This is a genomic window from Lonsdalea iberica (genome assembly GCF_002111585.1).
GTDB lineage: Bacteria > Pseudomonadota > Gammaproteobacteria > Enterobacterales > Enterobacteriaceae > Lonsdalea > Lonsdalea iberica.
In genome coordinates, this window is sequence record NZ_LUTP01000002.1 from 22,974 (window position 1) to 38,459 (window position 15,486).

The following is a 15,486-nucleotide window of genomic DNA, read 5'->3' on the forward strand; positions in this document are numbered from 1 at the left end:
TGAGGATGGCATGAAAAGACTCTTTACCACGCTGGTTATTCTGCTAGTGGTTCTGGCCGCTGGTATGAGTGCGTTGGTCGTGCTCATCAACCCGAATGATTTTCGCGGCTACATGACCCGCCAGGTGGCGGCCAGAAGCGGCTATCAACTGACGCTGGACGGCGATCTGCGCTGGCATGTCTGGCCGCAGCTAAGTATCTTGTCCGGGGGCATGTCGCTAAGCGCGCCGGGTGCGCAGGCGCCGATCGTCAGCGCCGAAAATATGCGTCTGGACGTTAAGCTTTGGCCTTTGCTGTCCCATCGGCTGGAAGTGAAGCAGGTGATGCTGAAAGGGGCGGTGCTTCGGCTTACCCCGGAAAGTCAGCCTAAAAAAACCAATCAGCCGATTGCCCCGCCGGGGGTGTCCGAACCTGACATCGGCCGCGGCTGGCGTTTTGATATCGGGCGTATTGAGGTGGCGGACAGCCTGTTGATCCTACAGCAGCAGAACGGCGAACAGCTTAATTTGCGTGACATCAACCTGCGAATGATGCGCGGCGGGCCGAATGAAGCGCAGGTGACGCTTTCCACCCGCATCAACCGCGACCAGCGCGATCTTTCCCTCTCTGGCTCGTCCGTGCTGGACATGCGTGAGTTTCCCCAACGCGTTAGCGCCCGTATCGATCATTTAGATTATCAGCTACAAGGCGCCGGACTGCCCGCAAGCGGTATCACCGGCAGCGGTTCTATGCAGGCGGCTTATCAGCGTCAGCCGGAAAAGATTACCGTCAGTCAGTTTGCCCTAAGCGCCAACCAAAGCCAGTTAAGCGGAACCGCGGCCTTCACCTCGGGTAGCGTACCTGATTACACGCTCGACCTGCGTTCGGAACAGCTGGATCTGGACACGTTGCTGGGACTGGCCACAAGCGAGGACGATAACGTCAGCGCGGAAAAAGCGCCTGCCGTGAAACCGGTCATCTCCAACGATATCCCGCTGTGGCAGTCGAATAACGGGCTGCGCAATTACACCTCGCATATCGCCTTACAAGCCGATGCTTTGATCTTCCACGGTGTCAAAATGAGTCAGTTTAGCCTGCGCGGCGTCAACCAGCGGGGCAAAGTGACGATAGCCGAGTTGAGCGGCCGAGTAGGCGAAGGCCGTTTCTCACTGCCGGGCACGCTGGATATCGATGCCTCGCCGGCCATCAACACGCAACCTGAACTGGAGAATATCGAGTTATCCGATCTGATGCGGGTGCTGACGCTGCCGGAAACGCTGAGCGGCTCCTTTACCATGAAGGGTAAATTTAGCGGAGACAGCCTGACCGTGTCGGCAATGTTGTCTCAATGGCAGGGCAACGCGGCGCTACAGGCGAGCAGCCTGCGGCTGTATGGGCTGAATATTCCGCGGATGATCCAGCAGGCAGTGGAACGCAACAGCAACGGGGTTCGAGGACAAAGCGGCGACGAGCATTACACCGAGATGCAGCAGATCACCGGTCAGGCCCGCCTGAATGCCGGGAAACTGCGGATGTACAACTTGGATGGGCGTTCGCAGATTCTGGCGGTTGGCGGGGAAGGGGTGCTGGATTTGCCTGCACAGCGCTGCGATATCAACCTTAGTGTGCAGGTGGTCGATGGTTGGCAGGGCGATGATCGCGTGGTCCAACTGTTGAAAAATACCCGGATTCCTTTCCGACTGTATGGTCCCTTCAACAACCTGAACTATCAGTTGCCGATCGATCAGATGTTGCGTAAGCGGCTGCAAGATGAACTGAAGCAACAGATCAACGACTGGACGAAGAAGAATCAGGCTAACTAATGCGCGCGAGGCCAGCCGATGACGGCGTGGCCTCCTCGTTTTCCCGCTCGCTTTTATCACCCAGATAACGAACGTTGCAGATAGCGCACGGCTATCCGCATGCAACGCCTCTGCTATGCTTTTCCTTTCACGCCGTCGCATCCGGACAGATCTTCCGCCGCCGCCAGGGCTTCATATCCTCGGAAGAATGGGTCGTGGGCATCAGCGCAGTGTCTTCCTGTTGGCTCCCCGATAGCAATGTGACGGTCGTCGCATCGTTAATCACGCCTGGCGAGCTGCCGCAGCGGTGCAAACGCCTGGCTTCAGATATCGGAAGAGCGATAAGCGTAGGGCGGGCCGCCCTCTACACGTCGATTTGTTTCAGATAAATATCATAGGAGCAGAAGTGGGATTGCGCGCGTTATACCGAATTTGTCCGCAACAAATCCGGATAGTTTGGCTGGCATACGGTTGATTTCTCATTCGCGAGTGGCGTAAAGGCAATGTAGCAACATGGGGGGCGCTACGACATGCGGAGGGATTTTTGCTGGACGGTTGATGTAGATCGTGGGCGACCTGCTTGTCCTGTCGCTGGAGGAATAGGTTGGGGGAGCGTCATGGGAAGTATGAGCGCTAAGGGAGCGCGCCGCTCGATGAGCGACGCGGGCTGAGGCTCCGATCAGACTTCGTATTCCATTTCATCGTCGTTCTGAGGGATCACCAGCACCTTGATAATGCGATGGCTTTCGACGGACATTACACGGAACAACACGTTATCAATACGCACCTCGTCGCCTTCTGCCGGTATTTTCTGCGTATGTTCCATCAGCAGGCCCGCCAGCGTGTGGAACTCGCGCTTTTCTTCCAGCTTCAGCGGAACATACATCAGTAAATCTTCGACTGGCAGATAGCCATTGGCGATGAGCGTACCGTCTTCGTTCATCTGAATATCGTGGCGAGCGTCCAGCTCTTCCCCTTCGAGCGGCAGGTTGCCTGCAATGGTCTCCATGACGTCGCTCAGGGTCACGATACCCTCGACCGAGCCGAATTCATCCACGATAAACGCGAAATGCGTATGCGCTGCGCGGAATTGCTCCAGCGCGGACAGCAGCGAGAGCTGTTCCGGAAAGACCAGCGGCTGGCGGATCAGCGCCCGCAGATCCAGCGGCTGACTGTTGAGCTGCTGGCGCAGCAGCTCAATCACATGAACGACGCCGAGCGGTTCATCCGACACATTGCTGTCGGTCACGACCAGACGGGTATGCGAATTTTTTTCCATCAGGGCAGGGAGGTTTTCAGGGGCGGTGTTGATATCGATGTTGTCGATATCATGACGGGAAGTCATGATGCTGCCGACAGAGCGTTGAGACATCCCGAGTACGCGCTCAATCATCCGCTGTTCTTGCTGGTTGAAGACCTGCTGATTGTCGGCATCGGTGCTATCGGCGTTTGTCGTGGTTTCTCTATCGCCGTCTTCCTGCTCGCCGCGCAGGAGTTTGAGTACGGCTTCGGCCGTGCGCTGACGAAGCGGCATGGCGGAGGAGAGGAAACGGCGTCGGTTAAACATCGCTACCTGATTCAGCATTTCTATCATGACGGAGAAGCCGATGGCCGCGTAGAGGTAGCCTTTGGGGATGTTATAGCCGAACGCTTCCGCCACCAGGCTAAACCCGATCATCAAAAGGAAACTCAGACACAGGATAACGATGGTGGGGTGGGCGCTGACGAACCGGGTAAGCGGCTTACTGGCCAGCAGCATCAGGCCGATGGCGATGGTCACTGCGGCCATCATGACCAATAAATGATCGGTCATACCGACGGCGGTGATCACCGAATCCAGTGAGAAGATAGCGTCCAGTACCACAATTTGCGCGACCACAGGCCAGAAGCGCGCGCCTTTGCGCTGATTCTGCTGATTCTCGTCCTTGCCTTCAAGCCGTTCGTTGAGCTCCATCGTTCCTTTGAAGAGCAGGAACAGGCCGCCGATCAGCACGATAAGATCCCGCGCGCTGAATTCCTGTCCCAGCATGGAGAACAACGGCGAGGTTAACGTGACCAGCCAGGAGAGGGAAGAGAGCAAGACGAACCGCATCAGCAGCGCTAATGACAAGCCGACGACCCGTGCGCGATCCCTTAATTTTTCAGGCAGTTTTTCAGCAAGAATTGCGATGAACACCAGATTATCAATGCCCAACACTAGCTCCAGCACCACTAATGTGGCCAGACCGGCCCAGATTGTTGGATCGACCATCCATTCCATAATAGGAGATTACCTCTTTTAACATCATGCATTTAATAACCGGATAGGTTATCAGGACACTCCCCATGCCACCAGACATTGTGCCTTTGCGGGCAGCTCCCTCACGCGTATGAGACGTGGTTATAGGAATATACCTAGGGGAAAGAAAAACCGAAGGTGCTATCTTCCGGTAATAAATATTATTTAAGGATTTATTTAGTTATGGCTAATAAGCCCGTCTCTTTCAAGCCTAAACACGGACTTAATATCGTGTTTTTGAATCGAATTAGGAGGGGCTGTCAAAAATAACGAGGGGCGTTATGGCCATTATCCGAAAATGGCTTTGTCGTTGATATTCACCTTGTCATTAGGAATTATTTTTCCCTATGCTTCGGAGCGTGAATAAGGGGTATTTATTCATGGTTCGAAGTCTAATTTTGGGTAATTTTCCTATTGATTTTCCAGATAGCACACAGAATTCATGTTTGCCTTAAAAAATGAACTGTTTTTAGCGGATTGGTTGCTGCAAGCCAAGGGCGGTAGCGTACGCGAAAGCGACGAGTTAATTAATTTTCGTTGGTAACTTTAATTACTTTTTAAGGGGTGTCATTCAAATGTTCTCATGTTTTGTTCGAATCGGGAATGTGCGTCTCTTCATCGAGAGTCACTAACAAGCACAACCTTATTAGGGTTAATGAACGGAGTGGGAACACAATTGATGATACAAAGAAGGAAAGTGATGTTTTGGGCGGAAATATACCGTAATCTGATATTTTCCAACCACAATACTCATAAAACTTACTTATTTCACAAACATGAAAGTTTTTCCTTATAACTGGTGCGCCCTTTACTTCCATTATTGAAAAGCGATGGCATAACAGGATGATAAACCTAAAAATGAGATTGGTTCCGCTGCTTGTTTCGACGATATTACTGGGAGGGTGTACGGTTATTCCGGGTTCGCACCTCTCGATCTCCGATAAAGAAGTGGTGGAGCAACCGGATGACGATTTCAATATCAGCAAACTGGTGAACGTATACCCCATTACCCCTTCATTAATTGACCGTCTTCGGACCAAACCTGTGGTTGCACAGGCGAACCCGCACCTGGAGCAAGAGCTGCAGAGTTACGAATACCGCATAGGCGTGGGCGATGTCCTGATGGTGACGGTCTGGGATCATCCTGAACTGACGACCCCAGCAGGGACGTACCGCAGCGCCAGCGATACCGGCAACTGGGTCCACTCTGACGGCACCATTTTCTATCCCTATATCGGCAAGGTGAAAGTCGCAGGTAAGACGGTGAGCGAGGTTCGCAGCGAAATCATGCGCCGACTGGCGCAGTACATTGAATCGCCACAGGTTGAAGTCAGTATCGCGGCATTCCGCTCGCAGAAAGCCTACGTGACGGGCGAAGTTTCCAAGTCCGGTCAGCAGGCGATTACCAATGTGCCGTTGACTATTCTTGACGCCATCAATAGCGCGGGCGGCCTGACGACCAACGCCGACTGGCGGAACCTGATCCTGACCCATAACGGGAAAGACGAACGGATTTCGCTGCAGGCGTTGATGCAAAATGGCGACCTGTCCCAGAACCGATTGTTGTATCCAGGCGACATACTGTTTATCCCGCGTGATGACGATTTGAAAATCTTTGTGATGGGCGAAGTGAATAAACAGACCACGCTAAAAATGGACCGCAGCGGCATGACGCTGACCGAAGCCTTGGGCAATGCGGAAGGGATGAATCAATCCTTTGCCGACGCGACCGGGGTGTTCGTTATCCGTCCGTTGCATGGAACCCAGGGACCGAAGCTGGCGAACATCTACCAGTTGAACACCTCGGATGCGACCTCCTTGGTCATGGGATCGGAATTCAAATTGCAGCCTTATGACGTGGTATATGTGACGACCGCGCCGGTGGCTCGCTGGAATCGTCTGATCACACAGTTGGTGCCGACGATTGGTGGCTTCAACGACCTCAGCGAAGGTTCATTGCGTATCCGAAACTGGCCGTAGGAGTGAGGGAACGATGTTCGATTCCATTCTCGTGGTTTGTGTCGGCAACATCTGTCGCTCTCCTACCGGAGAGCGGCTGTTGAAGCATGCCCTGCCGGGAAAGACCGTGGCTTCAGCGGGGTTGGGGGCGTTGGTCGGCAACCCCGCCGACAGAACGGCAAATGAAGTCGCGGCCCAGCACGGTGTGTCGCTGGAGGGCCATAGCGCTCGGCAGCTCACGGGCGCACTGTGCCGTCAGTTTGACCTGATTCTGGTGATGGAGAAGGGTCATATCGATGCTGTCGGCCGCCTTGCGCCGGAAGTAAGAGGGAAAACCATGCTGTTCGGCCATTGGCTGAACCAGCAGGAAATAGACGACCCCTACCGTAGAAGTCGTGAAACATTTGAAATGGTATACACCCAATTAGAACAGTCTGCCCATCAATGGGTGCAGGCACTGAGCCGTTAACCAGCAGGGATTAAGATGTCAGAGAAAATTGCCGTGAAAACATCTGAAATTGATAAATCAGACGATGTCGATTTGGGCCGTTTACTGGGAACAATGCTGGATAACCGCTGGCTTATTATCAGCGTCACCACCATTTTTACTGTTCTCGGCATTCTCTATGTATTAATGGCGACGCCTATTTATCGCGCGGACGCGTTAATTCAGGTGGAGCAGGATGCGGGGGACAGCCTCTTAAAAGATGTCTCCAGCATGTTGCCGGACGCCAAACCGCAATCTGCCGCCGAGATTGAATTAATCAAATCCCGGATGGTGATTGGAAAAACCGTTCAAGATTTATCTTTGGACACGGAAGTGGAGCAGAAGTATTTTCCGGGCATCGGTAAAGGCATTGCGCGGATTCTTAATCAGACATCCGGAAATATCGCTATTTCCCGCCTGCAAGTTCCCGGCATATTAATGAACAAGATGCTGACGTTGGAAGTTTTAGAGGGCGGACGTTATCGCCTGACCGACAGTGACGGCCGCGTTGATATTACGGGGAAAGTCGGGCAGCTGGAAAGTCGCGATAGGGTTTCTATTCTGGTGAGTGATATCGAGGCGCCGGAAGGAACGGAATTTAACGTGCGCAAGCTGGATGAGCTGACGGCGATTAATAAAACGCTCAATGCGATGGCGGTGGCGGATAAAGGCAAAGATACCGGCGTATTATCGTTAACGTTGGAAGGCGTTAATCCGGAGAAGACGCAAAAGATTCTGGACAGCATCGCCAATAATTATCTGCAACAGAACGTGGAACGCAAATCGGCGGAAGCGGCGAAAAGTCTGGAATTTTTGAAAGGTCAGTTACCCATCGTGCGGACCTCGTTGGATGAGGCGGAGAACAAGCTGAATTTGTTCCGCCAACAGAATGATTCTGTGGACCTCTCGCTGGAAGCGAAATCCGTACTGGATACGATTGTGGGCGTCGAGTCTCAGTTGAACGAGCTGACCTTCAAAGAGGCGGAAATTTCGAAGCTCTATACCAAGGAGCATCCGGCGTACCGCGCCTGATGGAAAAACGCAAAACGCTGGAAGACGAGCGGGATAAACTGAACAAACGCGTCAACAGCATGCCGAAGACCCAACAGGAAATTCTGCGGTTGACGCGTGACGTCAACGTCGGTCAGGAAGTCTATGTCCAACTGATGAATAAACAGCAGGAGCTGAGCATCAACAAGGCCAGCACCGTCGGCAACGTGCGAATCATCGACTCTGCGATGGTGGAAATGAGTCCGGTAAAACCGAAGAAATCGCTGATGGTGTTGCTGTCTATCATCCTCGGCGGCATGGTGTCCGTCGCTTTCGTCGTGCTTAAAACCGTACTGCATAAAGGGATCGAAAACCCTGAACAGTTGGAAGAGCAGGGCGTCAACGTATACGCCAGCGTGCCGCTGTCTGAATGGCAGCAGAAGAAAGATCGCGAAACGGCTGTCAGACATAAACGGGGTAGCCCAATGGTTCCCGCCCTGTTGGCGATGGGCAATCCGACCGACCTGGCTATTGAAGCGATCCGGAGTCTGCGCACCAGCCTGCACTTCGCCATGATGGAAGCGAAAAATAATGTGCTGATGATTTCCGGCGCTAGCCCCGGGATCGGCAAGTCTTTCATCAGCGCCAACCTGGGTGCCGTCGTCGCCCAGTCCGGTCAGCGCGTTCTGGTGGTGGACTGTGATATGCGTAAAGGCTATGCCCACCAATTGATGGGGACGAGCGGTGACAAGGGTTTGTCGGACATTTTGTCTGGACAGCTCTCCGCCGAAACCACGGTGCGGCAGACGGTGCAGGAAAATCTGAGCTTTATTCCGCGGGGGCAGATCCCGCCGAACCCGTCGGAACTGTTGATGCACAACAACTTCTCCCGTTTCCTGGAGTGGGCGAGCGAAAACTTTGACATCGTGTTGCTGGATACGCCGCCAATCCTGGCCGTAACCGACGCGGCGATCATCAGCCGTCAGGTAGGTACGTCGCTGCTGGTGGCTCGCTTCCTGGTGAATACGCCGAAAGAGATCGAAGTCAGCATCCGTCGCTTCGAACAGAATGGCGCAGACATCAAAGGCGTGATCTTGAATGCCGTCGTAAAACGCGCGGCCAGCTACTACGGAGATGGCAGTTACCACTACTACGCGTATGAATATAAGTCGGATAAGTAACGACCACTGATTCAGCGCTGAGCGTGTATTCGACGTCGAATGGCCTGGAAGTTTCGTCCCCAAGGGCTTCCAGGCCGCATTTCCGCGATAGGGTCGTCTGACGCCTGCCATCCACCTATCTGTAGTTCATTTTATTTAGAGCGTACCCGCTAATGTCTATAGCAATCGAAAGTAACGCCCCGGTAGTGAAATCTAGGGAAGGTGCTCTGACATCGACATTGCGTTGGCTGATCGCTGCCTTGTTTGTCGCTACCCCGTTGAACCCCTATATCAGCGACATGACCGTATACCTATGGCTGCCGCTGGTGTTTTTGGATTTTCACTTCCTCGCGTTACTTAAAAAGGTCAATTTAAAACCCACGCTGTTCATTCTGCTCTTTCTGAGCTTTAGTCTGCTGCTTGGACGAATTGATATCGCGGTTAAAGGCACCGCTATTTGCCTTGGCGTGATTTACTTGATCAAAGTGGGTCGGCCGATCGTTGATAAGATTTTCGTCTGCCTGATTTTTTCGGCGCTGTGGTGCGTGCTGCAATTTATCGCCTTTCAGTTTGGGCAAGAGTATTCCGCCATGCTCGGCCCCAGCGCAATATCGACCCTTCTGTGGGGAGCCTACGCGACGGAAACATACACCAACCAATATGTCGTGTTCTTTCTGCCGCGTATGTCGGGGTTATCCCGAGAGGCAGGTTTTTTCGTATCGCTTTTGCTGATTACCTTCATCATCAGGGCTCGAGATAAAAAGCTGACGAAAAAAGAGATACTGATTTTTATCCTGGCCTTTATGTTCAGCCTGTCCAAAGTCTCTCTGGTGTTGTTTATCTTCCTGTTCCTGTATTTGCTGCGGCACTACATTCGAAAAATCCCCGTCAACATCACGATTATGGCGTTCATATTTCTGTCCGTGTGCCTGGCTAACTACCTGAATGTGGGATCGCCGGATTACTTTTACGATCATGAATCTTTCGCTCACCGTTTTTCGCCGTCCTATTTATTAACGGATATGAAGCTGCCGAACCTGCTGTTTGGTTGTGACAGGGAGTATCAGTGCTTCAACAGTAGCCAGCCGATCATCGGTTTCTTCGAGCCTAAAGGATTAAAACCCAATATTGGCCTGTCGGGCATTTTGGTGGAAATGGGGCTCTTCGGACTGGTGACGATATTCCTGGCTTCCGTCTTATTGAAGCTGGATAGCTACGACATGGGGATCCTGATCTGTTTCACGCAGACCGTCACGCTCTTCACCGTCGATAGCTTCATTATCCTCACGTACTACTACATCATCACGAACAAACAATATCGTTAGGGATGATATCGATAACGCCAACCAGACAATCAAGGTGATTATGTGATTTTCGTTAATGCCAGGTTTCTGACTCAAGATATTACCGGGGTGCAGCGCTTTGCAGAAGAACTGAGCCTGTCTCTGAATACAATGAGAGATGATGTCGTGTTCTTGTCACCGCGCAATATAGCGAGACAGGATGTCGCTAAACAGCTCAACGTCAAAATCATCGGTAAAAACAGCGGCCATATCTGGGAGCAATACGATCTCCCCCACTATCTCAGGCGGAACGGTTCGCCTTTGCTAATTAATTTGTGCAGCACCGCGCCGGTGTTTTATAAAAACAAAATTGTGACGCATCATGATGTCACTTATAAACGCTATCCGCAGAGCTACTCCAAGAAATTCAGGCTGTTGTATAACACCTTAGTTCCGCTGATGATCAAAAATTCGCATAAGCTAATTACCGTCAGCGAATTTTCCAAGCTGGAGTTGGGGAAATATTATCATGTCGATCCTCATAAAATCGCGGTGGTTTACAATGCGGTCAGCGGCAAATTTAGCGGCAAGGATAACGTGAGCGCGGGTGCTGGCCATGATGCCTATTTGTTGGCTGTATCGTCTCCGAATTATCACAAAAACTTCCATAGTCTGATCGAAGCATTCAGCCAGCTAGACAATAAAGATATTACGCTGAAAGTGGTGGGGGGCGGCTCAGGGAGCTTTAAAAAACAGAATTATCTGCAAGAACTCGACCAAAGCCGTATTAAATTTGTCGGCCGCGTCAGCGATGACGATTTGCTGGCGCTCTATCGCAACGCTACAGCCTTTATCTTCCCATCGTTGTATGAAGGCTTCGGCATCCCCCCGCTGGAAGCTCAGGCGTGCGGCTGTCCGGTGATTTCCTCCAACGCAGCGTCAATGCCGGAAGTGTTAGGCGACAGCGCGTCGTTTTTTTCACCGCTGAATATTGAGGATATGGGTGAAAAAATCACTTCGGTGATTTCTGATCCTGATTTGAGGAGTTCTCTTATTCAAAAGGGATATGAAAATATAGAAAGATTCTCCTGGAATAAATCCGCAGAACAACTCAGTCATATTATTGATGGCGTTTTAGTTAAACGCTGATTATTTTTTTATTTTTAGGGAGATGAATATGTCAGATAACTACAAAGTAGGGATCGTGACGGACTGGCTGGTAACTTATGCAGGCGCGGAGAAAGTGCTTAAAGAAATGCTGGCAGTTTATCCCAAAGCAGAACTTTACTCAGTCATCGATTTTTTTGATGAAAAAAGCCGTGAGTTAATTGCGAATAAAAAGGCGACGACCACTTTTATTCAAAAGTTTCCGAAGGCCAAAAAAAGCTATCAGAAATATCTGCCTTTTATGCCGTTGGCGATTGAGCAATTAGACGTGTCGGGTTATGACGTCGTTTTATCCAGTAGCCATGCGGTGGCGAAAGGGGTTATTACCGGGCCAGATCAATTACATATTAGTTATGTGCATTCACCTATGCGCTACGCCTGGGATTTACAGCACCAATATCTTAAAGAAACCGGATTGAATAAAGGGATGAAAGGTTTTATCGCCAAAGTCCTATTGCACAAGCTGCGGCTTTGGGATTACCGTACTGCCAACGGCGTAGACCACTTTGTGGCGAACTCTCAATTTATCGCCAGAAGAATAAATAAAATCTACCGCCGTGAAGCTGATGTGATTTATCCGCCGGTTGATATTTCAAGCTTCGAGTTTTCAGATAAGAAAGAGGAATTCTATTTAACGGCGTCCCGACTGGTTCCTTATAAAAAAGTTGATCTGATCGTGGAAGCGTTTGCAAAGATGCCAGACAAGAAATTGCTGGTGATTGGCGACGGTTCCGATATGGAAAAAATCAAAGCTCTGGCGAAACCGAATATCGAACTGTTGGGTTATCAGAGCGATGCCGCCCTCATTGACTATATGCAGCGAGCGAAAGCGTTTGTTTTCGCGGCTGAGGAAGATTTTGGTATTTCACCCGTTGAAGCTCAGGCTTGTGGCACGCCGGTGATTGCTTTCGGAAAAGGCGGAGCGTTAGAAACCGTGCTTCCGTTAGGGGTAGATAAACCGACAGGCCTGTTTTTCGAACAGCAAACGGCGGCGTCGCTGTGTCAGGCTGTGAACGATTTTGAACAATTGGATGGGAAGTTACTTGCGGAGGATTGCCGGGAAAATGCCTTACGGTTTTCCGTGAACCGGTTTCAGCTAGAATTTGATAACTATGTGAAAAATAAATGGGAGCTTTTTGACGAGAGCAAAAAGATTATTTATTGAGACTGACTCATTAAACTAAATCTATATGAGAAAAATGATGTTAAAAGAACCAGGTAACATCGTCTATACAAACGCCTCCATGATATCCATGTTGCAGCGTTTTACCGATATAGTAACCATATTGCTGAGTACATTTATTGTCTCTTTTTTCGTAAACGGTGAGATTGATCTTCAGCATTGGTTGCTTGCCTTTATTAGTCTTTCTATTTTTCAATTATTCGGGGGAATCACGGATTTCTATCGTTCATGGCGGGGCGTAAGTTTCCGGCGCGAAATTAAACTATTGATGCGCAACTGGGTGCTGAGCGTTATTTTCAGCGCCGGGATACTGTCTATTTTCCCCACCAAGTTTATCGGCTTTTACTATCATGCGCTGTGGCTCAGTATTTCGCTGATTTCGTTTATCTTGTCGCGGCTGTTAATTCGCATCGCGGTCAGATACCTGCGTCAGCTTGGTTACAACACGCGCCGGGTCGTAATTATCGGCGACTCGATGGCGGGTCTGCACATGATTGAAAGCATTCTCCGAGCGCCGTGGCTGGGATTAAACATGATCGGCTACTACCTGCCGGAAAAAGACGCGTTGGCGGAATCCTATGAAGCCGCCAACGTCAGAAAGCTCGGCGGCGTGGATGAACTGATCAAGAGCGCCAAGCGGGGCGAGATCGACAAGGTTTATATCGCTTTGCCGATGAAAGACTCCGAGCTTATCGACACCATTTTGCAGGCGCTTTCGGACACCACCTGCACCGTATTGCTGATCCCGGACATTCTCATGTTCAGCATGTTGCAGTCGCGCAGTGAAATGATAAATGGAATCCCCGTTATCTCCCTCTACGATACGCCGATGAGTGGTCTTAACGTCCTTATCAAGCGGATCGAAGACATTATCATCGCTTCGATAATCCTATTGCTGATTTCACCGCTGATGATCATGATTTCGATTACCGTGAAGGCCACTTCGCCAGGACCGGTTATCTTCCGCCAGAAACGCTACGGCATCGATGGGAAACCGATTGAGATCTGGAAATTCCGCAGCATGAGCGTGATGGAAAACGGCGACAAGGTAATTCAGGCCACAAAAGGGGATGCGCGTATCACGCCGGTGGGGGCTTTCTTACGCCGTACCTCGCTGGATGAACTGCCGCAGTTCTTCAACGTCATCCTGGGTGATATGTCCATCGTGGGTCCTCGTCCCCATGCCGTGGCGCACAACGAGCAATACCGGAAATTGATCAAGGGCTACATGCTGCGCCACAAGATGAAACCCGGTATCACCGGCTGGGCCCAGATTAACGGCTGGCGTGGAGAAACTGAGACCCTCGACAAGATGGAAAAACGGGTGGAGTTCGACCTTAGCTACATCCAGAACTGGACGCTGTGGCTGGACATCAAAATCATCTTCCTGACCATCTTTAAAGGCTTCGTCAATAAATCAGCCTATTAATCAGACCGAACGGATGCGGCGGTGACCGCACCGTCATCTGTCTCTGTTAACGAATCATAGAAGCCAGCGCCGGACAGCGAGACACGGCTGTTGTTGTCCGGTCACGCCTGCTGGACGGAGACGTAATCGCTTTGTCCGACAACGGCGTGATGGCAAGACGTTTGGCGTTATTCAAGCACCTAACATGGCTCAACCTTGCCCGGTTGAAGGGAGATAGAGTCAGAAGTCAGGCTCTGTGCTGTTATTCATAATTAATAAAGAAAAAACGCTATGGGACTAATTTCTAACACAAAGTGGGTTGGGTTTTCGCAAGGATTCAAGATCATCGTCCAGCTATTGAACATCGTGGTATTAGCCCGGATGATCCCGCCGCAGGAGTATGGCCTGATGGCGATGGCGTTAGTCGTCGTCAACCTGGCGACGCTGGTCCGCGATTTGGGGACTTCCGCCGCCATCATTCAGCGTAAAGAGTTGCAGGATAAAACCATCAACGCCGTGTTCTGGCTGAACATCTTTATGGGACTTGGCGTCTGCCTGGTGGTGGTTCTGGTTTCTCCCGTGGTATCGAGCTTCTTTAATCAGGACAAGCTGGTACTAATCCTGTGTCTGCTGTCGTTGAGTTTCCCGCTGGGAAGCAGCTCCGCCGCGCATCTGGCCTTGCTGGAGCGCCAGTCGCAGTTCAAGAAAGTGGCCTTCATCGAAATTTCGTCGTCGCTGTTCTCTTTCGTCGTCGCCGTCACGCTGGCGGTGATGGGGTACGGCGTTATGAGTCTGGTCGCGCAGGTCATCGTGCTGAATTTGATGTCGACGATTCAGCTCTGGCTGGCGTCTTCCTGGCGTCCCTCATTCGCTCATATTTGGGACAAGGCGGAACTGAAAAGTATCTTCGGTTTCAGCGCCAACCTTACGGCGTTCAACTTCATCAACTACTTTTCCCGCAACGCGGACAGCATGATCATTGGCCACTACTTTTCCTCGCTGATATTGGGCGCTTATTCGCTGGCCTATCGCATCATGCTGTTTCCCCTGCAAAGCCTGACGTTCGTCGCGTCGCGCGCGCTGTTCCCTGTGCTGAGCCGCTATCAGGATGAGCCGGAGAAAATACGCGAGGTCTACTACAACGTCCTCTACTACATCCTGCTGCTTGTGGTTCCTCTGATGATGGGGATTGCGATATTGAGCAAGGAGTTTGTGCTCATCGTCTTCGGCGACAAATGGGCGTTGACCGCCACCATTTTAGTCTGGCTGGCGCCGACGGCGATTATTCAGTCGATTCTCAGCACGTCCGGCACGTTGTTTATGTCGAAAGGGCGCACGGACACCCTGATGATACTAGGGTTGCTGGGCGCCATTTTGCAGGTGTCTGCGTTCATGATCGGGTCTCGGTACGACATCGTCACCTTCTCCCAGCTCTACTTCATTGCCAACATTCTCAACTTCATCCCGGTCATCGTGTGCGTAAGGTCGTTGATTGGATTCTCTCTCATCGCTTTTTTCAAACGCATCCTGCCGATTTTGGCATCAGGCGCTCTTATGGTGGGGCTGGTGTATTGGGTCAAAACGGCGCTGGGTCACGCTCTGACCACGGAATGGGTGTTGGCTATTTCTATTCTCTGCGGAGTGGCAAGTTACGCCATCGCCATACTGCTGGTGGATAAATCACTCCGCACGACGATAGCGGGGGTCGTGCGGAGAAAGAAAAAGGCGCTGATATGACGCCGCCCTACAGGGAAATAATAACGCTGATGTCTTGGCATAAATAACCTATCT

9 protein-coding genes and 1 pseudogene are annotated in these 15,486 nt (G+C 51.3%); 9 read left to right on the top strand and 1 reads right to left on the bottom strand.

Features of this window, described 5'->3' with window-relative positions:
* Positions 1-10 precede the first annotated feature (10 nt).
* Positions 11-1,801: an outer membrane assembly protein AsmA gene (asmA, locus tag AU511_RS00900; RefSeq protein WP_094108473.1), complete on the top strand. Its 1,791-nt coding sequence runs from the start codon at positions 11-13 to the stop codon at positions 1,799-1,801.
* Positions 1,802-2,459: 658 nt separating this feature from the next.
* Here the strand turns inward: asmA and AU511_RS00905 are convergent.
* Positions 2,460-4,040, bottom strand: a complete 1,581-nt coding sequence (locus tag AU511_RS00905) for a TerC family protein (protein ID WP_094099700.1) — start codon at positions 4,038-4,040, stop codon at positions 2,460-2,462.
* A gap of 861 nt (positions 4,041-4,901) precedes the next feature.
* On the opposite strand from AU511_RS00905, the gene AU511_RS00910 reads away from it, so the two are divergent.
* From AU511_RS00910 to AU511_RS00945, 8 genes and pseudogenes are all read left to right on the top strand, one after another.
* Complete coding sequence (locus AU511_RS00910; protein ID WP_094099701.1) at positions 4,902-6,038, top strand: polysaccharide export protein; 1,137 nt, start codon at positions 4,902-4,904, stop codon at positions 6,036-6,038.
* Between the two features lie 13 nt (positions 6,039-6,051).
* Positions 6,052-6,486: an arsenate reductase/protein-tyrosine-phosphatase family protein gene (locus AU511_RS00915; RefSeq protein ID WP_094099702.1), complete on the top strand. Its 435-nt coding sequence runs from the start codon at positions 6,052-6,054 to the stop codon at positions 6,484-6,486.
* Positions 6,487-6,501: 15 nt separating this feature from the next.
* Positions 6,502-8,675, top strand: a pseudogene (wzc, locus tag AU511_RS00920) (tyrosine-protein kinase Wzc).
* A gap of 152 nt (positions 8,676-8,827) precedes the next feature.
* A complete protein-coding gene (locus tag AU511_RS00925) occupies positions 8,828-9,979 on the top strand; it encodes a hypothetical protein (RefSeq protein WP_139823875.1) in 1,152 nt (383 codons plus the stop codon).
* 42 nt (positions 9,980-10,021) lie between these two features.
* Positions 10,022-11,086, top strand: coding sequence for a glycosyltransferase family 4 protein (locus tag AU511_RS00930; RefSeq protein ID WP_094108474.1), 1,065 nt, complete (start codon positions 10,022-10,024; stop codon positions 11,084-11,086).
* Between the two features lie 28 nt (positions 11,087-11,114).
* A complete protein-coding gene (locus AU511_RS00935) occupies positions 11,115-12,269 on the top strand; it encodes a glycosyltransferase family 4 protein (RefSeq protein ID WP_094108475.1) in 1,155 nt (384 codons plus the stop codon).
* Positions 12,270-12,306: 37 nt separating this feature from the next.
* Positions 12,307-13,716 (top strand): undecaprenyl-phosphate glucose phosphotransferase, encoded by a 1,410-nt coding sequence (wcaJ, locus tag AU511_RS00940; protein WP_100052941.1) that lies wholly within the window; start codon positions 12,307-12,309, stop codon positions 13,714-13,716.
* Between the two features lie 270 nt (positions 13,717-13,986).
* On the top strand, positions 13,987-15,432 hold the full coding sequence (locus AU511_RS00945) for an MOP flippase family protein (protein WP_094108476.1): 1,446 nt from the start codon (positions 13,987-13,989) through the stop codon (positions 15,430-15,432).
* Positions 15,433-15,486: the final 54 nt, after the last annotated feature.

What these genes read in the sequence shown, in the direction of transcription:
- AU511_RS00945 (WP_094108476.1), top strand. Translation starts at nt 13,987, where the DNA reads ATGGGACTAATTTCTAACACAAAGTGGGTTGGGTTTTCGCAAGGATTC.
- wcaJ (WP_100052941.1), top strand. Translation starts at nt 12,307, where the DNA reads ATGTTAAAAGAACCAGGTAACATCGTCTATACAAACGCCTCCATGATA.
- AU511_RS00935 (WP_094108475.1), top strand. Translation starts at nt 11,115, where the DNA reads ATGTCAGATAACTACAAAGTAGGGATCGTGACGGACTGGCTGGTAACT.
- asmA (WP_094108473.1), top strand. Translation starts at nt 11, where the DNA reads ATGAAAAGACTCTTTACCACGCTGGTTATTCTGCTAGTGGTTCTGGCC.
- AU511_RS00905 (WP_094099700.1), bottom strand. Translation starts at nt 4,040, where the DNA reads ATGGAATGGATGGTCGATCCAACAATCTGGGCCGGTCTGGCCACATTA.
- AU511_RS00925 (WP_139823875.1), top strand. Translation starts at nt 8,828, where the DNA reads ATGTCTATAGCAATCGAAAGTAACGCCCCGGTAGTGAAATCTAGGGAA.
- AU511_RS00915 (WP_094099702.1), top strand. Translation starts at nt 6,052, where the DNA reads ATGTTCGATTCCATTCTCGTGGTTTGTGTCGGCAACATCTGTCGCTCT.
- AU511_RS00910 (WP_094099701.1), top strand. Translation starts at nt 4,902, where the DNA reads ATGATAAACCTAAAAATGAGATTGGTTCCGCTGCTTGTTTCGACGATA.